This is a genomic window from Zobellia russellii, from assembly GCF_018728565.1.
In the GTDB taxonomy this organism is placed as follows: Bacteria; Bacteroidota; Bacteroidia; order Flavobacteriales; family Flavobacteriaceae; genus Zobellia; species Zobellia russellii.
Genome location: NZ_JACSOI010000005.1, coordinates 219,060 through 239,390, shown reverse-complemented (window position 1 = coordinate 239,390; position 20,331 = coordinate 219,060). Strand labels below are relative to the sequence as shown.

18 protein-coding genes are annotated in these 20,331 nt (G+C 39.8%); 11 read left to right on the top strand and 7 right to left on the bottom strand.

The genetic code is table 11. From position 1 onward, the window contains the following. Positions 1-80 precede the first annotated feature (80 nt). From H9565_RS13745 to H9565_RS13720, 6 genes are all read left to right on the top strand, one after another. Complete coding sequence (locus H9565_RS13745) at positions 81-1,796, top strand: amidohydrolase (protein ID WP_215440464.1); 1,716 nt, start codon at positions 81-83, stop codon at positions 1,794-1,796. Between the two features lie 86 nt (positions 1,797-1,882). Continuing rightward, entirely contained in the window at positions 1,883-2,254 is a 372-nt protein-coding gene (locus H9565_RS13740; RefSeq protein ID WP_215440463.1) for an iron chaperone, read from the top strand. 5 nt (positions 2,255-2,259) lie between these two features. Beyond that, entirely contained in the window at positions 2,260-2,802 is a 543-nt protein-coding gene (locus tag H9565_RS13735; RefSeq protein WP_215440462.1) for a DinB family protein, read from the top strand. An 11-nt stretch (positions 2,803-2,813) separates the two neighbouring features. After that, positions 2,814-3,191 carry a PH domain-containing protein gene (locus H9565_RS13730; RefSeq protein ID WP_215440461.1) on the top strand — a complete coding sequence of 126 codons (378 nt, stop codon included), beginning with the start codon at positions 2,814-2,816 and terminating at the stop codon, positions 3,189-3,191. A gap of 73 nt (positions 3,192-3,264) precedes the next feature. Continuing rightward, positions 3,265-3,711, top strand: a complete 447-nt coding sequence (locus H9565_RS13725) for a hypothetical protein (RefSeq protein WP_215440460.1) — start codon at positions 3,265-3,267, stop codon at positions 3,709-3,711. 58 nt (positions 3,712-3,769) lie between these two features. Next, positions 3,770-4,903 (top strand): MBL fold metallo-hydrolase, encoded by a 1,134-nt coding sequence (locus H9565_RS13720; RefSeq protein ID WP_215440459.1) that lies wholly within the window; start codon positions 3,770-3,772, stop codon positions 4,901-4,903. 6 nt (positions 4,904-4,909) lie between these two features. On the opposite strand, the gene H9565_RS13715 is transcribed toward H9565_RS13720, so the two are convergent. From H9565_RS13715 to H9565_RS13705, 3 genes are read right to left on the bottom strand one after another with little or no spacing between them, the layout of a single operon-like run. After that, positions 4,910-5,626 carry a hypothetical protein gene (locus H9565_RS13715; protein ID WP_215440458.1) on the bottom strand — a complete coding sequence of 239 codons (717 nt, stop codon included), beginning with the start codon at positions 5,624-5,626 and terminating at the stop codon, positions 4,910-4,912. A gap of 9 nt (positions 5,627-5,635) precedes the next feature. After that, positions 5,636-7,339 carry a gamma-glutamyltransferase gene (gene ggt, locus H9565_RS13710; RefSeq protein ID WP_215440457.1) on the bottom strand — a complete coding sequence of 568 codons (1,704 nt, stop codon included), beginning with the start codon at positions 7,337-7,339 and terminating at the stop codon, positions 5,636-5,638. Between the two features lie 55 nt (positions 7,340-7,394). Beyond that, positions 7,395-7,979 carry an acyl carrier protein phosphodiesterase gene (locus tag H9565_RS13705; RefSeq protein WP_215440456.1) on the bottom strand — a complete coding sequence of 195 codons (585 nt, stop codon included), beginning with the start codon at positions 7,977-7,979 and terminating at the stop codon, positions 7,395-7,397. Positions 7,980-8,053: 74 nt separating this feature from the next. Between H9565_RS13705 and glmM the strand changes: the two genes are divergently transcribed. Continuing rightward, positions 8,054-9,442 (top strand): phosphoglucosamine mutase, encoded by a 1,389-nt coding sequence (gene glmM, locus H9565_RS13700; protein ID WP_215440455.1) that lies wholly within the window; start codon positions 8,054-8,056, stop codon positions 9,440-9,442. 274 nt (positions 9,443-9,716) lie between these two features. Here the strand turns inward: glmM and H9565_RS13695 are convergent, their stop codons facing one another. Further along, positions 9,717-10,604, bottom strand: a complete 888-nt coding sequence (locus H9565_RS13695; RefSeq protein ID WP_215440454.1) for a lysophospholipid acyltransferase family protein — start codon at positions 10,602-10,604, stop codon at positions 9,717-9,719. Positions 10,605-10,661: 57 nt separating this feature from the next. On the opposite strand from H9565_RS13695, the gene H9565_RS13690 reads away from it, so the two are divergent. Both H9565_RS13690 and H9565_RS13685 read left to right on the top strand, forming a co-directional pair. Further along, on the top strand, positions 10,662-11,312 hold the full coding sequence (locus H9565_RS13690) for a rhomboid family intramembrane serine protease (RefSeq protein WP_215440453.1): 651 nt from the start codon (positions 10,662-10,664) through the stop codon (positions 11,310-11,312). Positions 11,313-11,493: 181 nt separating this feature from the next. Next, entirely contained in the window at positions 11,494-13,134 is a 1,641-nt protein-coding gene (locus H9565_RS13685) for an LVIVD repeat-containing protein (protein WP_215440452.1), read from the top strand. Positions 13,135-13,206: 72 nt separating this feature from the next. Here the strand turns inward: H9565_RS13685 and H9565_RS13680 are convergent, their stop codons facing one another. Both H9565_RS13680 and H9565_RS13675 read right to left on the bottom strand, forming a co-directional pair. After that, positions 13,207-14,337: a TlpA disulfide reductase family protein gene (locus H9565_RS13680; RefSeq protein ID WP_215440451.1), complete on the bottom strand. Its 1,131-nt coding sequence runs from the start codon at positions 14,335-14,337 to the stop codon at positions 13,207-13,209. A gap of 104 nt (positions 14,338-14,441) precedes the next feature. Next, positions 14,442-14,960, bottom strand: coding sequence for a hypothetical protein (locus tag H9565_RS13675; protein ID WP_215440450.1), 519 nt, complete (start codon positions 14,958-14,960; stop codon positions 14,442-14,444). An 87-nt stretch (positions 14,961-15,047) separates the two neighbouring features. Between H9565_RS13675 and H9565_RS13670 the strand changes: the two genes are divergently transcribed. Then, positions 15,048-17,960 (top strand): FAD-binding and (Fe-S)-binding domain-containing protein, encoded by a 2,913-nt coding sequence (locus H9565_RS13670; RefSeq protein ID WP_215440449.1) that lies wholly within the window; start codon positions 15,048-15,050, stop codon positions 17,958-17,960. Between the two features lie 4 nt (positions 17,961-17,964). Here the strand turns inward: H9565_RS13670 and H9565_RS13665 are convergent, their stop codons facing one another. Continuing rightward, positions 17,965-18,828, bottom strand: a complete 864-nt coding sequence (locus H9565_RS13665; protein ID WP_215440448.1) for a UDP-2,3-diacylglucosamine diphosphatase — start codon at positions 18,826-18,828, stop codon at positions 17,965-17,967. A 350-nt stretch (positions 18,829-19,178) separates the two neighbouring features. Here H9565_RS13665 and aroC point away from each other — a divergent pair, with 350 nt between their 5' ends. Next, on the top strand, positions 19,179-20,249 hold the full coding sequence (gene aroC / locus H9565_RS13660; RefSeq protein ID WP_215440447.1) for a chorismate synthase: 1,071 nt from the start codon (positions 19,179-19,181) through the stop codon (positions 20,247-20,249). Positions 20,250-20,331: the final 82 nt, after the last annotated feature.

Below are 20,331 nucleotides of genomic sequence, written 5' to 3'. Positions count from 1 at the left end.
CCGGACTGTTAGGCACAATTTAAAATTTATAACCAAACTTTAAACAAGTCTAATAATCTTGGACTCCAAACAAACACAAAATGAAATCAACGCAATTACTTATTTTCTTTTTACTTATTACCGTAATCTCAAAGGCACAAACCAGTGAACTTGGCACATTGGCAGATCAAATTTATTTTAATGGAGAGATTTATACCATGAACGATAACAGCCCTATGGTGGAAGCTGTGGCCGTAAAAGCCGATTCAATTCTGTCTGTGGGAAGTAAGGAAGATATCATGAAGTTAAAAGGGGATAAAACCCAACTTTTTGATTTAAAAGGCAAGACCATGGTTCCTGGTTTAATAGAGGGGCATGCCCATTTGTATGGTATTGGTCTTAATTTATTGGAAGTTGACTTGAGTGGAACTACGAGTTATGAGGAGGCCATTAAAAAAGTTGCTGAAAAAGCAAAAAGCACGCCAAAAGGAGAATGGATTATAGCTAACGGATGGCATCATGATAAGTGGATTACAAAACCTACATTAGTTAATGGGTATCCTACAAATAAGTTACTATCTGCTGCCGTACCAGATCATCCTGTTATTCTTGTACATGCTTCTGGACATATCATAATTATAAACCATAAAGCGATGGATATTGCAGGTATAAATTCAAAGACACCTCAACCGGATGGCGGCGAAATAGTTTTAGATTCAAATGGTGAACCCACCGGAATTCTTAATGAAACTGCAGGAGATTTAGTGTTCAAGTTTTTACCTGAACCTACAAAGGAAGATGTAAAAGAGACATTAATTCTAGCTTTAGAAGAGTGCTATAAAAATGGTATCACCGGATTTCATGATGCAGGTTCGGGGGGCTATATGGTAACCCTTTATGAAGAAATGGCCTCACAAAACCTAATTAAACTAAGGCTGTATGTTATGCTTCGCGGAACACAACCTGAACTTTTGGAATATTGTTTTAAGAAAGGTATTCAAGAGAACTTATATGACAATCAACTAACCATCAGATCTATTAAACTAATGGCAGATGGGGCTTTAGGCTCTAGAGGTGCCTGGTTATTGGAAGAATATACAGATGCGCCGGGAGAGCATGGTCATAATGTTACTCCGTTAGAGGATATTAATAAAATTGTCAATAATGCCTACAAAAATGGTTTTCAAGTGGGTATACATGCCATAGGAGACAGGGCAACTCGTGAGGTTTTGGATATTTATGAGAACACATTTAGGACTGAATCTACAAATAGTCCAAAAGATGCAAGATTTAGAATAGAACATGCCCAACATTTTGATCCAGCGGACATTGTTAGGGTTGCTGAATTGGATGTTATTCTTGCAATGCAGGCTATCCATATGTCATCGGATAGACCTTGGGCCATTGATCGTCTAGGAGAGAAACGTGTTACAGAAGGTGCCTATATATGGCAGACCTTATTAAAGTCTGGAGCAAAGATTGTGAACGGAACCGATGCACCCGTAGAACCCATTGATCCTATGGCTGGCTTTTATGCGTCAGTATCCAGAAAAACTCTAAAAGGCATGCCTGATGGTGGTTACGAGCCGCTACAGAAAATGACAAGAAATCAAGCACTAAAATCTTATACATTGGATGCCGCTTACGCTGCATTTCAAGAAAATGACAAAGGGAGTATAGAAGTTGGAAAATGGGCAGATTTCACTATACTTGACAAAAATATAATGACAATTCCCGAAAATCAAATCTTAGAAACCAAGGTCGCTATGACAGTTATTGGAGGAGAAGTAGTTTTTGATGATGAAAAAGTTAGGTGAATATACTTTTAAACTGAATCAATAACTGTGTACAACACCAGTAACCATTCTACAGAGCATTGATAAGTCATAAAACAGGCCTACAAATGAGTGAAAAAGTAGAATTTAAAAATGTGGATGCATATTTTGACGCTCAACCGGAGAACGTAAAAAACATGCTTTTGGAACTAAAAACCTGTATTCTAAAAGCAGAACCCAATGCAACGGAATTGCTTAACTACAACATTCCGGCTTATGCTTTAATCGAAAATGGGAAGCGTGAACAACAGATTATGATTGCGGGCTATAAGAAGCACGTTGGGTTTTATCCGCACCCGACAACCATAGAAAAATTCGACTCGGAATTGACCGAATACAAACGTGCTAAAGGTTCGGTTCAGTTTCCATTAAACAAACCTTTACCCAAAGAACTTATCATACGAATGGTAAAGTACCGGGTTGAATTATTAAAAAATTAGAAACCATGAAGAACCTAATGATTTGTGCGGTCTTAATATTCTTTGGTCTGGCAACACCACCTCTTTTTGCGCAAGGAGACAGCTATATAAATGACTATTTGGAACGGTTGGAAAATTCGCGTAAATACATAGTTCTGGTAGCGGAAACCATGCCGGAAAACAAGTATAGTTTTAAGGCCACACCGGAATCCCTAAGTTTTGCAGAGAATTTGCTGCATATTGGCTATGCCATGGATTGGCACAGTCAATCTTTGTTAGGAGGCAGGGCATCCAGAGACTGGCAAACGGACACCATTTTTAAAGTTAGTTCAAAGTCCAAAGCTGAAATGATAGCACTAATTAATAGCACATTTGATGAAACCATTAAGTTAATAGGTGAGTTTGATACCACTCAATTAGATGACCATTTGGACTACTTTGGTCTTAATAGGAATAAACGGCAAATTTTGATGTTGCTTGCAGATCACATCACCCATCACAGAGCACAAATGCTTGTTTCTATGCGTTTAAATGGACTTACGCCGCCTAGATACGTTCTTTTTCAATAAACAAACACCCTATGAAAATTGATTTACTAGTAACTTTTAGCGTTACCAAAGAAGATAATTTAGAAGCCAGTAGGGCCAAAGTAGCGGACATTCTTATAGACAACGAAGAAATAGAATTGGCCTATTCCCATGTTCGTGACAAAGTTTGGTTTACCTCTAAAAGAATCATAGCTATGGATGTTCATGGACTTACCGGAAGTAAGAAGGAGTTTAAGTCTTTCCCTTACTCAAAAATAAGCTCGTTTTCAGTTGAAACTGCCGGCACTTTTGATGGCGATAGTGATTTTAAGATTTGGGTGAGCGGAGTAGGGGTATTTGAAATCAAATTCAGAAAATCACTAAACATTAAAAAGGTGGGAAAATTCCTAAGTGAAAAACTTTTAGGTTAACTTTATGGGTGATACCATTTTCGTGGGAAGAGCCCACGAGAATACCTAACCTGTTAACCACCCACCTCCAATCATGAAAAAGCAAATCCCTGTTAAGGCGTTACTTTTTGCTATAGTATTTCTATTCACTTGCTGTACATCTCGCGTGAATAAGCCTTCTGTAAATTCCAGCCCGATTGATGGTGTGTGGGAATTAAGCCATTTCTATAACCTAGGTAACGGAGATACGCTAAGTGTTGACACCAGTAAAGTGCAACATAAAATCTATTTAGACGGACATGTTATCTGGAATACGGACCCAGCTGCGGATGCATCTGAATGGCATGGCTATGGTACCTACACTTTTAAAAATGATACTATTACAGAAACCCTGACTTCAATGTCCAAGTCTATGCAGAGTGATGTAAATACGTATGTAATTCCCATAGAACGCAGTAACAACACTTATAAGCAGATAAATACTTATGAGCGCAACGATACCGTTTTTAAGAATATTGAGGTTTATAGAAAATTGAATTAAGTTATGGGTCTAGTATATTTCGGGCAAACCCTATTTTTGCAAAAATATTTGATTCAATATGCTGATAAAAATTTTGAAGAAGGTGGTATTTGCAGTTCTAATAGGAATTGGCGTATTGGTAATTGCATACCTATTGTTCAATAGTTTTTATCCAAGTTTTGGTGGTGATGTTGGCCAAGAAAGGCAAGTGGTGTACGAGAACTCAAATCAGTTTAAAGACGGAAAGTTCATTAATGTCAAAGCCGTTCCAAAAGATTTAAGCCTAGGGGAAACCTTGAGTCTTGCTTATACCTTTTTTACGGCCAACGTTCCAAATGGCAGACCTAAGGAAGATTTAAAAGTTGAGAAACTAGATTCCGTCCAAGTAGCCGATTATAGGAGTAAAGCCAGATTAGTGTGGTTTGGACATTCCTCATTTTTGTTGCAAATGGAGGGCAAGAACATTCTTCTGGATCCCATGTTCGGTATGGTTCCTGCGCCACACCCATGGCTGGGAGATGAGCGCTTTAATAGAGAAATGCCTTTGGACGTACAAAAGTTGCCCACCATTGATGCGGTCATTTTCTCCCATGACCATTATGACCATTTGGATTATGAGACCATTTTAGCGATAAAGGATAAAACTGACCACTATTTTGTACCACTTGGGCTAGGGGTTCATTTGGAAGCATGGGGAATTCCTGCAGATAAGATAACAGAGATGGATTGGTGGGAGGAAAAACAATTGCAGAACATAACATTGGTCTGTACGCCGGCCCAGCATTTTTCTGGAAGAAAATTAGACAACAGCCAAAGTACACTTTGGAGTTCTTGGGTCGTACAATCTTTAGATGAAAATATTTATTTTAGTGGAGACAGTGGTTATGCACCGCACTTTAAAGAAATAGGCGAGAAATATGGCCCTTTTGATTTGGCGTTAATGGAATGCGGACAATATGACGAAATGTGGCCGGATATACATATGATGCCCGAAGAAACGGCACAAGCGGGATTGGATGTAAAAGCCGAAAAAATAATGCCCATACATTGGGGAGGTTTCAAATTGGCACTTCACGATTGGAAAGACCCTATTAAACGGGTTGAGGCAAAAGCTTTAGAGTTGAACCTAAAGGTAATTGCACCACAAATAGGGCAAGAAATTATAGTTTCGGATTCCGTTAGCACCTATGCCAATTGGTGGAAAAACCTTTGATGAGTATTAATTATACCCTCTAACCTCACCCATATCCAAAGTCATGGGTCCTAGTTTATGGGAAGTTGGTAAGAAAGCACCGGTTTCCATAATCTTCCAGTCATCCCATGTCGCTTTAAGTCCGCCTATCGGAATAATGCTCACCCACATTTGGTAGCTTTCGGGTAATCCGTTAGGTCCTAAATGCCAGAGATAAGAATCTCCGGGTGTACTACCACCAGAAGAATAGGTAATCATAAGTGCTTTGGTACCGTCTTTTAAGTGTACCACACTACGTTGTGTGCCTTGGTCAAAAACTTTAAACGGGGCCACTAACCAAAAGGAATCATTATTGAAATAACCTTCGGCCTTGGTAATAAGTTCTTTTCGGGAGTTGCCAATAACCTCGGCTTCATTTTCAAACACCTTGCTTTTGTTGGGGTGTTTTAGGTTCAATAGTATGCGATAGGCATCCCATTTTACATCCACCTCTCCGTTTATCTTGTCCCACTTATAGGAATGTGCACCATTGGCAAAACTCCATTCTAAATAGTTGGTGTTCTTATACGCTTCGTTATTAGCAGCCTTTAGCATTTTTTCGGCCAAGGCATCGGCCTCTGTACCGGAAATCCCTTTTGGTAGAGGTTTATTATAGATTAAATAAACAATTCCAAATCCAATAAGCAAAATGGCGGAAAGGATTAAGATTCCCTTCCCCACAACCTTCAATATTCTTTTTATCATCTAAATGCTCTAAAATCCTACCGCGGTATCATCACCTCGTTTATCCGCTCCACCTTCTAAAGTTCCATCGGGCAATACACGTATGGCGTCTACCTTTCCAATTATAGGGGTACGGTCTTCATTAATATGGTAACCCTTAGCTTTTAAATTCTCTTTAAGTTCTTCCGAAAAGCCTTCGGGCTCAAATATAACCACGTCCGGTAACCATTGGTGGTGAAAACGAGGGGCGTTTACCGCCTCTTGCATGCTCATATTAAACTCATATCCGTTTAGAATGGTCTGGGCCACTGCAGTAATTATTGTAGAACCTCCGGGCGTACCAACTACCATCCAAAGTTTACCATCCTTTTCTACAATGGTAGGGGTCATACTGCTAAGCATACGCTTACCTGGTGCAATGGCATTGGCCTCGGCACCAACCAGACCGAACATATTGGGTACACCGGCCTTGGCACTAAAATCGTCCATTTCATTGTTCAAGAAAAAGCCAAGTTCATCACAATACAGCTTTGAACCATAAGCTCCATTTAAAGTGGTAGTTACGGAAACCGCATTGCCCTCCGCATCTACAATGGAGTAGTGGGTAGTTTCCATACTTTCGGCCATTTGAAAGTTACCTTCACGAATGTCCTCGGATTTTGTTGCTTTATCAAAAGAAAAATCGGCCATGCGTTCATCCAGATATTCGGGACTTAGAAGTTGGTCCATTGGGATGCTCACAAAATCAGGGTCGCCCAACCAGTAGTTACGGTCAGCATAGGCACGGCGCGCAGCTTCTGTAAACAATTGAACGGTCTTTTCGGAATTGTGCCCAAATTTGGCAACGTCATACGGTTCCATCATCCTCAAAATTTGGTTGATGGTCATACCTCCGCTGCTAGGCGGACTCATAGATATAATGTGAAGGTCTTTGTAATCAAAAACGACAGGTTCGCGCCAGCGGGCCTCATATTGCTCCAAATCTTCTTCGGTGACAAATCCACCTTTTTCCTGAATGAAAGACGCTAATATTTTTGCGGTTTCCCCTTTGTAGAAACCGTCCCTGCCATCTTTAGCTATGCGCCTGAGTGTATTTGCCAATGCAGGGTATTTTACCAAATCGCCAGCTTTACAGCCTATCGGGAAGGTTGTAACACTATCGTTAACCTCAAGAATTATCTCTTTATAGTTGGCGAACCTTTCGGCTTGCTTCTCTGTTATGATAACACCTTCATCTGCCAAAGCAATAACAGGGGCAAGGATATCTTCTAAAGGCATAGAACCGAACTTCTTGTGTACTTCTACAATGCCGGCTACCGTTCCGGGAACACCAACTGCGGTAGCGCCCTTGGTACTCATACCCGGAATAACATTACCCAGAGAATCTAAATACATATCTTTTGTAGCGGATAATGGTGCTTTTTCTCGGTAATCCAATGCTCCTATAGAACCATCCGCTTTGCGATATACCATAAAACCACCACCGCCTATATTTCCGGCGAACGGATAGGATACTACCAGTGCCAACTCCGTAGCAACCATGGCGTCAAAAGCATTTCCTCCTTGTTTTAAAATTGTAGCACCTATGGTAGACGCCTCTTCGCGAGCAGAAACTACCATAGCCTTCTCAGCGACTACACCCGTGGGTTTTGCCGGTTTTGGAGGTTCGGTTTTACAATTGACAAAAAGAAGGAGAACAAGGGTCTTCAATAGAATTAGACGTGTTGGTTTCATACGCGGTCGGTTTAAAGGATTGTACTTTTTTTATTAATTTCTATCTGCCTTGATATTAAAGTGAAATAAATTTTTGTTTTGAAAACACCATGAGTTCATCAAAAAAAGCAGCAAACTCTTCTTCAAACTTTTCATAATGTTCCTCCAGATCCAAAATAGCAAAATTCATTTTGGATTTATTGTTGGTCCTACGGTTCATGCCTTTCAATACCTTTGCTATTCCCTCCATTTTGGAATAGTTATATATCCAATTATCCGAAATCATATAAGGCATCATGCGTTGTACGCCCACCGGTAGAATAGGGTAATTGTCCTCCAGTAGATCATAGAAATTCTCAACATAGGCATCCAAAGGTGTTTTACTATATGTATTCCAGTTCTTGGCAAGGTAATGGTCGTAAAAAATATCTACGATCACCCGGCTATAGTGGCTGTAATTTTTATGCAAACGCTTGCTACTGATTTTAGGAATTTCATGTGTATCCGTAAACGTATCAATTTCCCGGTGCAATAGAATTCCCTTTTGAACCCTTTCCGGCAGGTGCTTAAATTTATTGCCCCGTATACTGTCCGCAATAAAATTTCCCAAAGTAATTTCTGGGTCGTCAAAAGAGAGATAAATGTGTGCTAAAAAGTTCATAAGCTCGAATTTACAAATTGCAAACATAGTATTGGCCTTAGACCTGTATATTTGCAGAAACTATTTTAAAAAATATGACATTAATAAAATCGATTTCAGGAATACGAGGCACTATTGGAGGTAGCCCGGGAGATAACTTAACCCCTATAGATGCGGTTAAATTTGCTGCAGCATATGGTATTTGGTTAAAAGCGTATTCTAAAAAAGAAAAATTAAAAGTAGTTATTGGTAGAGATGCCCGCCTTTCAGGTGAAATGATCCAAAACCTTGTAGTATCTACTTTAGTAGGTCTTGGAATAGATGTTGTTGATTTAGATTTGTCCACTACACCTACGGTGGAAATAGCAGTGCCTTTGGAAAAAGCCGATGGTGGAATTATTTTAACCGCCAGCCACAATCCAAAACAATGGAACGCCCTTAAACTTCTTAATGAAAAAGGCGAATTTTTAGATGCGGCCCAAGGTGCTAAAATTTTGGATATAGCCGAAAAGGAAGATTTTGATTTCTCCGAGGTTGATGACCTAGGGAGTATTACCAAAAACGATTCGTACATAGACATTCATATTGACGAAGTTCTAGATTTATCTTTGGTAGATGCAGATACTATTCGCAAGGCAAAATTTAAGGTAGTAGTAGACGGGGTAAATTCCACAGGGGGAATTGCCATTCCAAAACTACTGGAAGAACTTGGTGTTGAAGTTGTAAAACTATATTGTGACCCAACAGGTCATTTTCCGCATAACCCAGAGCCTTTAACAGAACATTTAGGGGATATCTGTGAATTGGTGGTAAAAGAAAAAGCCGATTTTGGTATCGTGGTAGACCCAGATGTAGACCGTTTGGCTTTTATTGATAACACTGGCGAAATGTTTGGTGAAGAATACACTTTAGTGGCCTGTGCAGATTACGTTTTGGGCAAGACCAAAGGAAACACGGTTTCTAACCTTTCTTCTTCACGTGCATTACGGGACATTACCCAAAAGCATGGCGGCACTTATGAAGCTGCAGCAGTGGGCGAGGTTAATGTGGTTACGAAAATGAAAGCGAACAATGCCATTATTGGTGGTGAAGGTAACGGGGGTATCATTTATCCTGAAAGTCACTACGGCCGTGATTCTTTGGTGGGTACTGCTTTATTCTTAATGCTTATGGCCGAAAAAGGTGGAACAGTTGCAGAACTTCGCGCAAGCTACCCTTCGTACTTTATGAGCAAAAAGAAAATACAGTTAACACCGGGTCTAGATGTAGATGGTATTCTTAAGGCCATGGCCGAAAAGTATAAAAACGAAGAAATATCTACCATTGATGGTGTAAAAATAGATTTTGCCGAAAATTGGGTACACCTTAGAAAATCAAATACAGAACCAATTATCCGTATTTATACCGAAGCTAAGAGTCAGTCACAAGCAGACGAACTTGCCGATCGTATAATTGGAGAGATAAAAACTGTGGCAGGTTTGTAAAATCAGCACCTTCCTGAGTGCAGTCTAAGGATGGTGCTTCATAATAAAACGCTCGAAATGATTGAGTTTCTTCTCATTTTCATTCCGAGCGTTTTCATGTTTAATCAAGAAATATTTTTCCCGGAGCTAGTCTGCTCTAAGCCTTATATTACTCAGCACAATCCTATTTTAAATGATTTATATTAATAAGCAATACCTTCCTGAGCACAGCCGGCCAAAAAGTTTCTCTCTCAGTTGAAGTAATACCTTCCTGAGCGCAGTCGAAGGGAGAGGATTACTGAAACTCCACAGGAACACTATTTCTGTGTTTCCAGCGTCTATGTGTCCACAAGTAGTATTCCGGTTGTTCTTTTATCTGTTGCTCGGCGAGTCTTAAAAAGGTATCCGTTATTTCATTTTTTTCGGTAGAGGCTCCTGAAGTGGTAATAGGTATTAATTCCGCTTTGTAATAGCCTCTTTTAACTTTGGACACTTTTAAAAAAACTACGGCCAAATCCATTTTTCGGGCTAAAGTTTCCGCACCGTTAATCACTGGCACTTTTACGCCCATAAATTCGGTCCAATAATGCGCGCGGCTACGTTGTGGAGATTGGTCGCTTACCATACCAAAAATTCCCTTTATGTTGTTTTTATAGTTGACCAATACGGTTTTGGCCGTTTCCTCTTTGGTAATAAGTGTTGTGTTCCAACGCGCACGGACTTTTTTTACCCATCGGTCAAAATAGGTGTTGCTTATTTTTTGGTAAACTGCATAACCTTTGGAGTTGACATAATTGTTCATGCTAACGTTCCACTCCCAGTTCGCGTAATGCGAACAAACAACCAATATGCTTTTTTCCTTTTCAATTTCTTGTAGAACTTCAATATTCTGAACATCATAGCGCTTTTTAACTGCCGCTTTGGAAAGACTCATGGTTTTTACCATTTCCAGGAACATATCGCACATATGGTGGTAAAACTTTTTCTGTATGTCCTTTATTTCTGATTCCGTTTTGTCAGGAAAGACCAACTCCAAGTTTTGCTGTACCACGTTCTTTCTATAGCCCACAACACGATAGACCCAAAAGAATACAAAATCCGAAAATCCGTAAAAAAGGCGATAGGGAAGTATAGAGATTATCCACAGCAATGGATACACTAAAATAAAAACAAGCAACTGCATCAAGACATTTTAAGTAGACAAATATAACTATATTTGAACCGAAATTAACTGCACCCTATGAACAACCTGGATATTGCCACAATCGTGGTAATTGCTGCTAATGTTTTAGTCTCCTTAAAAGGATTTAACGATACCGCTTTTTTTGAACGTTACAAGTTTGGCATTGGCCAGATTCAGGCAGGACAGAAAGACCGAATGCTTACTTCCGGTTTTTTGCATGTAGACATTGCACACCTCTTCTTTAATATGTTTACCCTATACTTCTTTGCACCTGTTGTGGTCAATTGGTTTGGATCAGGTAAATTTTTAGGTGTCTATTTTATTAGTTTGTTGGCCGGAAGTTTATTGGCCATGTTTTTTCATAAGAACGAGCCGTATTATAGTGCCGTAGGTGCAAGTGGAGCTGTAACCGGAGTACTGTACGCTGCTATACAGCTTCAGCCTAATATGCAGTTGGGTATTATGTTCATACCGTTACCGGTACCAGCCTATGTTTTTGGTATTGGATACCTATTGTATTCTATTTATGGGATGAAAAGCCGATTGGGCAATATTGGCCACACCGCTCATTTTGGTGGCGCTATCGGGGGCTATGTTAGCACACTTCTGTTTATGCCCCAATTATTGGTGAACGAGCCCCTTATGGTTGGCTTATTGGCATTACCTATAATAATACTTCTAATTATGGCCAAGATGGGTAAATTATAAGTTACCGTTCATCGATCTTCCTTATTAAAGTTCCTAGTTAACGCATAAAATTTTCGTTAAAAAGGCAAGAAAAGCCCCTTATATAGGTAATTCATCGAAAATAGTTGAGCTTGGTATACACTTCACCGTAGTTTTACGTTCTGTTAGAACCCAAATCTAATAGCTTTTAAACCTACTTATAATGAAAAGACTTTCACTTGCCGCATTAGCGGCTGTTGCATTTGCTACATCTTGTAGCGATGAGACTACAGTTTTTACCGACACCGAAGACAATATTTCAATTGAAGCAAAAGAGTCTGTTTTAGAGAACAGTATTCTTTATGATGATGCTGGTGTGTTAGAAATTTTGAAAGAAGATGGCAGTGCTAGCGGAAAAACTTCCAAAAGTGGAGAAGAAATGGCGGGAGATTACCCATTAACCCTTATTGCCCGAGTAGACCCACCTTCTTATAGCGGAGCAGAAAATCTTACCGCATCTCATGTGGATGTGGATGGAGATTACGCTTACGTATCCTATAATACTGTTGAAGACGGTTATGCGGGTGGTATAGACATTATAAATGTTAGTGACCCTAACAACCCTCAAGTCTCTTCTAGACTGTACTATTCCAATGCTGATATCAATTCTATAGCTTATGCTAATGGCTATGTGTATGCCGTTGGTGGTGTGGATTCCGAAAAATCAGTTAGAGCTTCTTCAAATTCATTTGTGGTAAAAATACCTGCTTCTAGTGGTAAATTAGATGTAAGCGGAGAGTTAATCTACGGTTTTCAAGAAGGTTTTACTGCAAACGATGTTAAAGTAACTTCAGATGGGGTATTGGTAACGAGTGGGAAAGATGGTTTGTTAACGTCTTATAAAATCTCGGATCTTTCTACACAGAACGATGCTTCTTTTTCCGATTTACGTTCTGTAGCACAAAACAATGGAACTATTGCCGTACTAGATGCGAGCCAAGGTGTTAGCATCATGGACAAAAGCTTTACGGTAAGCAAAACAATTGCCATTAGTTCGGATTTTGGGGACAATAGTAAAAGAACCCTTGATTTTTCAGGTGAAAAAATATACGTTTCAGAAGGATCTAAAGGAGCTGGTGTTTATAATATGACCAGTGGCGATTTACTGGAACATATTCCAATTCTTTTAAATCCAGAGGGAACAGAAACTCAAAATATTGTAACCAATGCTGTTGCCATTAATGAAGATGTTCTACTTATGGCCAATGGTGGTGCCGGTCTATGTTTATCGGAAGATAAAGACGGACAGACCAATATTATTGGGGTGGTAGATTTAGATGGTTCTATTAACTATGTAGCTTCTAAAGGTGATTATATTTTTGCTGCTTCGGGTAAAGCTGGACTTCAAATTGTAAAGTTGAACAGACCTGATCAGAGTTTAGAAAGCCGTTGTGCAGAATTATCATACTACTACGGAAGTTCCAACTTATCCGTAAACCAAGGTGAGACCAAAGAGTTTAAAGGTTCTAAGTACTTTAACTCGGTTAACGTAAACGGTTCATTGTTGTTATGCGGAACTTGGGCAGTAAACAACAGCAGTTATATAAACAGTAATGGTTTGTTTGAAATGAACGGTACATTGTACATTGGAAGAAACAACAAACGAAAGAACATTACCGTTAACAAGGATGCCAAACTAAGAATTGAAGGAAACCTAACAGTTTATGGAGATATCATTCTTAACGATGGAGCTACTCTTGAGTTTATTGGAGACGACTCCGTTGCAAATGTATTTGGTAGCGTTAAAAAATTAGGAAGCGCAACCGTAATAGGTACGTTTAGAGATGTAAGAAACAAGTTCTAAGATACTTGTAGATATACAAAAAGCCCCGAACGGATTTCCGTTCGGGGCTTTTTAGTTATATAAAAATATATTTTACTGCAGTAACTCTGCAACCTTTTGTTCCAAAGCGGGACCTCTTAGGTTCTTAGCTATAATTACGCCATTTTCATCCAATAGAAAAGCGGCAGGTATAGCATCTACATTGTATAACTTGGCAATTGGGTCATTAAAGTAGGCCAAGTTAGAAACTTGGTTCCAGGTTAGGCCGTCATCGGCAATGGCCTTTTTCCAAGCGTCTTCTGTTTTATCCAAAGACACACCTATAATGTTCAACCCTTTATCATGGTATTTTTTATACACATTTACCACATTAGGATTCTCGGCACGGCATGGCTTGCACCAAGCGGCCCAGAAATCTATTAAAGTAACTTTCCCTAAAGCATCGGCAAGTGCCAATTCTTTTCCGTCAGGGGTAGGAGCGGTAAAAGCAGGGGCCTTAGCGCCTATAGCAGTACTTTTTTGGCTTTCCTCAGCTTTCTTTTGAGCATCCAATTTTTCAGTAATTAAAGCGGCCGCCTTTGTTTCCTTTATTTCAGGTGAAAGTCCGTCATACAAACTTTGTGCTTCTTCGGCAGTTACCGCACGTGCTCCAATAGCCCTATCGATCAAAAGAACCGAAATAAGTGCTTCTGGGTGTTCTTTAATATAGGTAAGCTCAAAATCTTTGTATTCTTCTTGAAGCTCCATCATTTCGTCACGGAGTGAATTAGCTGTAGCTTCATCAGCAGATTGTTGGGCTTTTTGCATATCCTGTTGGATAGATTGTGCCTGTGCCGTTATTTTCTTAGACTGGTCCATGTAATCCATGAACACCTCATTTTGCTTTGAACCCTTTACTTTGGCAAAACCTAAGCTATCTTTTTGGGCACTAAGCTCTATATCGCCATTTTCTAAAATAACCGCGGTGTATCCCATGAGCTTGTCAACAAAAACATAGTGCATCTCAGGAGAATCTGCAGTACCTGTAAAAACAAAGCTTCCGTTTTCAACAATGGTAGTGTCAATATCTACAGGTTGGCCATTTTCACCCATAGCTCTTAGAAACACTTTAGTTCCATTTTCAACTTCTCCGGTTATGTTTCCTTTAAAGTTATACCCTTCGGGCTTTTGGTTACAGGCTATTACACCTAGTAAGATACAGACTGATAATACTACTTTTTTCATTCTTTTTGTTTAAGATCAGGTAAATGTAGGTATATATCGGAACAAAAAAAAGCCCTTAACATTACGAGTCAAGAGCTTAAAAGCGTTTTATGGTTATTTTGTTTTTAGAACTGGTAACGAATACCTAGAGCAATGTCAAAATTAAACTTGTTATCAAAGTTTTTAAAACCTATCAAACCCAGTTCTGGTCTAAAATCCAAAGAGACAACAATAGGCAGGTCAGGATTGTATTCTATACCCACATCACCGGCAATAAAAACAAAGAGTCCGCCATCTGGGTCTTCGGCAATGGTAGGGTTATTTCTGTTGGGTACGGGGGCGAAATCTACGCTTCCGAGACCTCCACCGGCACCGTAGAACCAGTTGAACCCTTGTTTAATCTCATATATCCACTGGTATACGCCGGTTAGCTTCACGGCATCAAATTCACGGCTATCCCGGTAACCAAGGTCCAACTCGGCACGGGTATAGCGGCCTAGAGACCTTTGGTAAGAGATTTCGGCTCCAAAACCATCACTGTCACCAAGCCTTAAACCTAGGGCGTTGTCTGCTATTTCTTGGGCCTGAAGGGAAAGTGCGGTGGAGCTAAGGCAAATAAAAAATAAAAATTTCCATTTTTTCATATTCTTGTGATTTTTGGTTCTAAAAAGGCGTTTTACGTTCGCCTTTCAAGCATAAAAACTTAATTTAGCGTTCTAAATTGTTTACCGTTGAATAAAAATTTACTTCAAGAATTAGCTAATTCACTGCAAGGTCGTGTTTTATCGGATAGTTTAACCAAAACGCTATATGCTACGGATGCTTCGGTATATAGAAAAATTCCTACAGCTGTTGCTTTTCCGGAGACGACCAAAGACCTCCAGACCCTAGTACACTTTGCAAACCAACATAAAGTTGGACTTATTCCTCGTACGGCAGGAACCTCCCTGGCCGGACAGGTAGTTGGTGAGGGCATTGTTGTGGATACATCCAAACACTTTACAAAAATTGTTAGTCTTGATGAAAAAAACAAACAGGTAACGGTACAACCTGGAGTAATTCGTGATGAACTGAACCAATATTTATTACCCTTCGGTCTGTTTTTTGGACCCAATACGTCTACGGCCAACCGTTGTATGGTAGGGGGAATGGTAGGGAATAATTCCTCTGGAACAACATCAATTAAATACGGTATTACGCGCGAAAAAATTGTTTCGCTAAAAACTATATTGTCCGATGGAAGCGAAGTAGAATTCAAAGCGCTTACCACAAGTGAGTTTGAAGAAAAAAGAAGTCTAAATACCCTTGAAGGGACTATATATAGGGAGATTTATAAAGAATTATCCCCAAAAGAAGTACAGGAGCGTATTTTTAATGAGTTTCCAAAACCGGAAATCCACAGGAGAAATACAGGTTATGCGGTAGACGAATTATTGAATACCAATGTATTTGGTGATACCGATGAAAAAATAAATGTATGTAAGCTCTTAAGTGGAAGCGAAGGTACGTTGGCATTTACTACCGAAATAACTTTTCAGCTAGACGAGTTGCCTCCCAAGCTATCTGCAATGGTGGTAACGCACTACAAATCTTTAGAAGACTGCTTGTCTGATGTTGCTCCGGTAATGGAACACGACCTGCACCTTTGCGAGATGATGGATAAGGTTATTCTGGATTGTACAAAAAATAATAGGGAGCAATTAAAGAATCGGTTTTTTGTTGAAGGTGATCCGGCAGCACTTTTAATGTTAGAGGTGAAAGCGCATACCGAAGAAGATCTACAAAGACAAATTAATGAACTTCTAGGTACGGTAAAAGCTTCGGGACTTAGTTACTCCGAAGCTGTATTAAGAGGTAATGATGTAAATAAGGCCGTAGTGCTGCGAAAAGCGGGGCTGGGCTTACTTGGTAATATGGTGGGAGACCGTAAAGCTGTGGCCTGTATAGAGGATACAGCGGTTGCTGTGGCCGATTTAAAGGATTTTATAGGTGAATTCACCCAGATTATGGACCGCTATAAACAATCTGCGGTGTATTACGCCCATGCTGGGGCGGGAGAATTGCATTTACGACCCATATTGAACCTAAAGAAGAAAGATGATGTGGTTATGTTCCGGGATATTACTACGGACGTAGCGCATTTGACCAAAAAATACAAAGGTTCTTTTAGTGGTGAACATGGAGATGGTATTGTCCGGGCGGAGTTTATTCCGATCATGATCGGGGAAGAGAACTATCAGTTATTGAGAAGGGTGAAATCCTTTTTTGACCCAGAAGGTATTTTTAACCCAGGAAAAATAGTTGATGCATACCCCATGGACGAGTCGCTTCGCTATGAAGTGGACCGCCAAGAGCCTGAGATTAAAACCTTACTTGATTTTTCGGATAGTGAAGGAATTTTAAAAGCTACCGAGAAATGTAACGGTGGTGGTGACTGTAGAAAAACGGAACAAGCCGCTGGAGCCATGTGTCCAAGTTTTCACGCTACCCGAGATGAACAGCATACAACAAGGGGTAGGGCAAACGCGCTTCGGGAATATTTAACTACAGGACAGAAGAAGAACAACTTTGACCAAAAGGAACTAAAGGAGGTTTTTGATCTTTGTTTGAGTTGTAAAGCATGTGCTACGGAATGCCCAAGTAATGTAGATGTAGCTACCTTAAAAGCCGAGTTTCTGTATCAATATCAAGAGGCGAACGGTTACCCCATGCGCAGCAAATTATTTGCCTACAACACCAAGCTGAACAAACTGGGCAGTAAAGTCCCAGGGTTGACCAATGCCGTTTATGACTCTAAATTTTTAGGAGGTTTATTAAAGAAATCTTCGGGTGTCGCTCCTGAAAGAAGTCTTCCAAAGGTTTATAGTTTTGATTTTAATAAATATCTTCAATCATTTAAAAATCAACATACTGCAACAAAACAAAAAGTAGTTTTATATATTGATGAATTTAGTCGGTATTTAGATATTGAGCTAGGAAAGGATGCTATTGAAGTGCTAACGAAATTGGGGTATGACGTACAACTTTTTTATGGCGAAAGCGGAAGAACCTACTTATCTAAAGGTTTCCTGAAGCAAGCTAAGAAATTGGCGCTGGCAAATATTCCCAAACTAAAAAGGTTTGCGGACGAGGGTATTCCTGTGGTTGGTTTGGAGCCCTCAGCAGTGCTTACGTTCCGTGATGAGTACAAACGCTTTTCCCAAGATCCAGAAACAACCAATGCCATAGCAATGAACACTTACCTTCTTGAGGAGTTTCTTGCTGCGGAAATACTTAAAAAGGAAATCACGGCGGATTTATTTACAACAGAAGCCAAAACGGTAAAAATACATGCGCACTGTCACCAAAAATCATTGAGTAACCAAAAGGTGACTTTTGATGTGTTGAACCTTCCTGAAAATTATAAGGTTTCCATTATAAGTTCTGGTTGTTGTGGCATGGCCGGTTCGTTTGGGTATGAAAAGGAGCATTATGAGGTGAGTATGAAGGTGGGTGAACTAAAGCTTTTTCCATCGGTTAGAAAATCACCAGAAGACACCATTATTTCAGCAAACGGAACTAGTTGTAGACACCAGATTTACGACGGTACCAAACGTGAGGCGCTTCACCCTGTAACCATTTTAAAGAATGCGCTTTTGGCTTAAAGCTTTAATTATCAAGTGGAGCTTGGCCTTCTTTTGAAGGTTTTTGCTTTGCTACGGCAATAGAATTCACCAAGTCTTGCATGTTCATGTTCTTTAATTCCTCATCCATAAAAAAAGGGGAAAGTTTATCGTGATTGTAACGGTAAACTTTCCACCGTTTTAAGGAATACTCCAATGCGGTCAGGTTTTCCACCCAATCTCCCGAATTTAAATAGGTGCAAGAACCTTTATCCGTTTCATGCCTGATTTTCTTAGGTTGGTGTATGTGACCGCAAATTACGTAGTCATGTCCATTTTCAATGGCAATGTCCGTGGCCGACTTTTCAAAGTTTGCAATATAGGTTAAGCTTCTGTTACCGTTTTTCTTAATTCTCTTGGAAAGGGAATATTTGTCCTTTCCTCGCTTTCGCAATGACCAGTTTAGGGCTCGGTTGGCAAAAAAGAGTAGTGCGTATCCGTATCCGCCCAATTTTGCGAACCATTTGGCATTTCGTATTGAAATATCAAACACATCGCCATGAAAAAACCAGGCTTTCTTGCCATGTAGATTCAGAATCAATTTATTTACAATATGCAAGTTGCCCAATGAAATCCCAGAAAACCTACGCATCATATCATCATGGTTTCCCGTAATGTAATACACCTCTGTACCCTTCATGGACAGGGTAATTATTTTTCGTAAAACCTTACTGTGTTCCGTTGGGAAATAACTTTTATTGAATCGTCTTATATCTAAAATATCCCCATTTAGTATAAGTGTTTTGGGCTGAATACTGCTCAAATAGGTTAATAGCTCATCGGCGTGGCATTCATAGGTACCCAAATGAACGTCCGAAATTACAGCGATATCTACTTTTCGTTTTTTCATCCAAGATTTTATAAACTCTGTTAAACACCTTTTTGAGGGTTCCAAGGAGTCAATGAAAGAACATAGGGGAGTAGTTGTTTTTCTCTGACTTTTAAAAGGATATCCAAATTAACCACACCTATGTAAAACCAATGTGAAATTGGCAATATCAATTGATTTTGAAACCATTAAATAAACATTAAGAACCACAATACACATCTTATTCGTGAATACCCAACACCTAATTTTGCGGTCATTGATTTAAGATTTATCTTTACCGCTAGCCAAAACCACTGCAACCCCCATATATGGTTCAGTTTTATAGTTTTGGCTACATACGGTTTAGCAACAATTAATTTTAATATTTTAGAATGGCAGGAAACTCTTTTGGAAACCTATTTAAACTCTCAACGTTTGGAGAATCTCATGGTGTAGCAATAGGAGGCGTTTTAGATGGATGTCCATCAGGAATAGAAATCGATTTTGAAGCCATTCAAAATGAACTGAACCGAAGAAAACCAGGGCAATCTGCTATTGTTACCCAAAGAAAAGAACCGGATACGGTTGAGTTCTATTCCGGTATTTTTGAAGGGAAGACCACGGGAACGCCCATTGGTTTTGCCATTCATAATACCAATCAGAAATCTCACGACTACACACATATTAAAGACTCATACCGCCCTTCGCATGCAGATTACGTGTATGACCAGAAGTATGGTTTTAGGGACTATCGCGGTGGTGGCCGCAGTTCAGCAAGGGAAACGGCCAGCAGGGTAGTGGCAGGAGCTATTGCCAAGCAGTTTTTGGGCGAAATGAAAATAAACGCTTATGTTTCTCAAGTAGGGAACATGAAGATGGAAACCCCGTATCAAGATTTGGACTTTAATCAAATTGAAGCGAATCCTGTGCGCTGTCCAGACCCAGAAATAGCCGCCAAAATGGAAGATTACATTAAGGATATTCGTAAAGAAGGGGATACCGTTGGTGGCGTCATTAGCTGTGTGATACAAAATGTACCTATTGGCCTAGGAGAACCTGCTTTTGACAAACTTCACGCAGAATTGGGCAAAGCTATGCTCTCCATAAATGCCGTAAAAGGTTTTGAGTACGGAAGCGGATTTGCAGGTGTTGCTATGAAAGGTAGCGAGCATAATGATCAGTTCAATCAAGACGGTACCACAAAAACCAACTTTAGCGGAGGTATACAAGGTGGTATCAGTAACGGAATGGATATCTACTTTAATGTAGCGTTCAAACCTGTGGCAACTATCATTCAGCCTTATCAAACCATAGACAAGGAAGGTAATTTTGTGCAGACCAAAGGAAAAGGACGTCATGATCCATGTGTGGTACCACGTGCCGTTCCTATTGTAGAAGCTATGGCCGCATTGGTAATGGCGGATTTTAGCTTGCTAAATCGTACTATTAAGGCAAATTCATAATCAATTTATTGGCAATTCATTAAATCCAAAGGCGATTTGTAGGTTGTTTTTCTGCTTTCAAATCAAAAGCAGTATATTACTT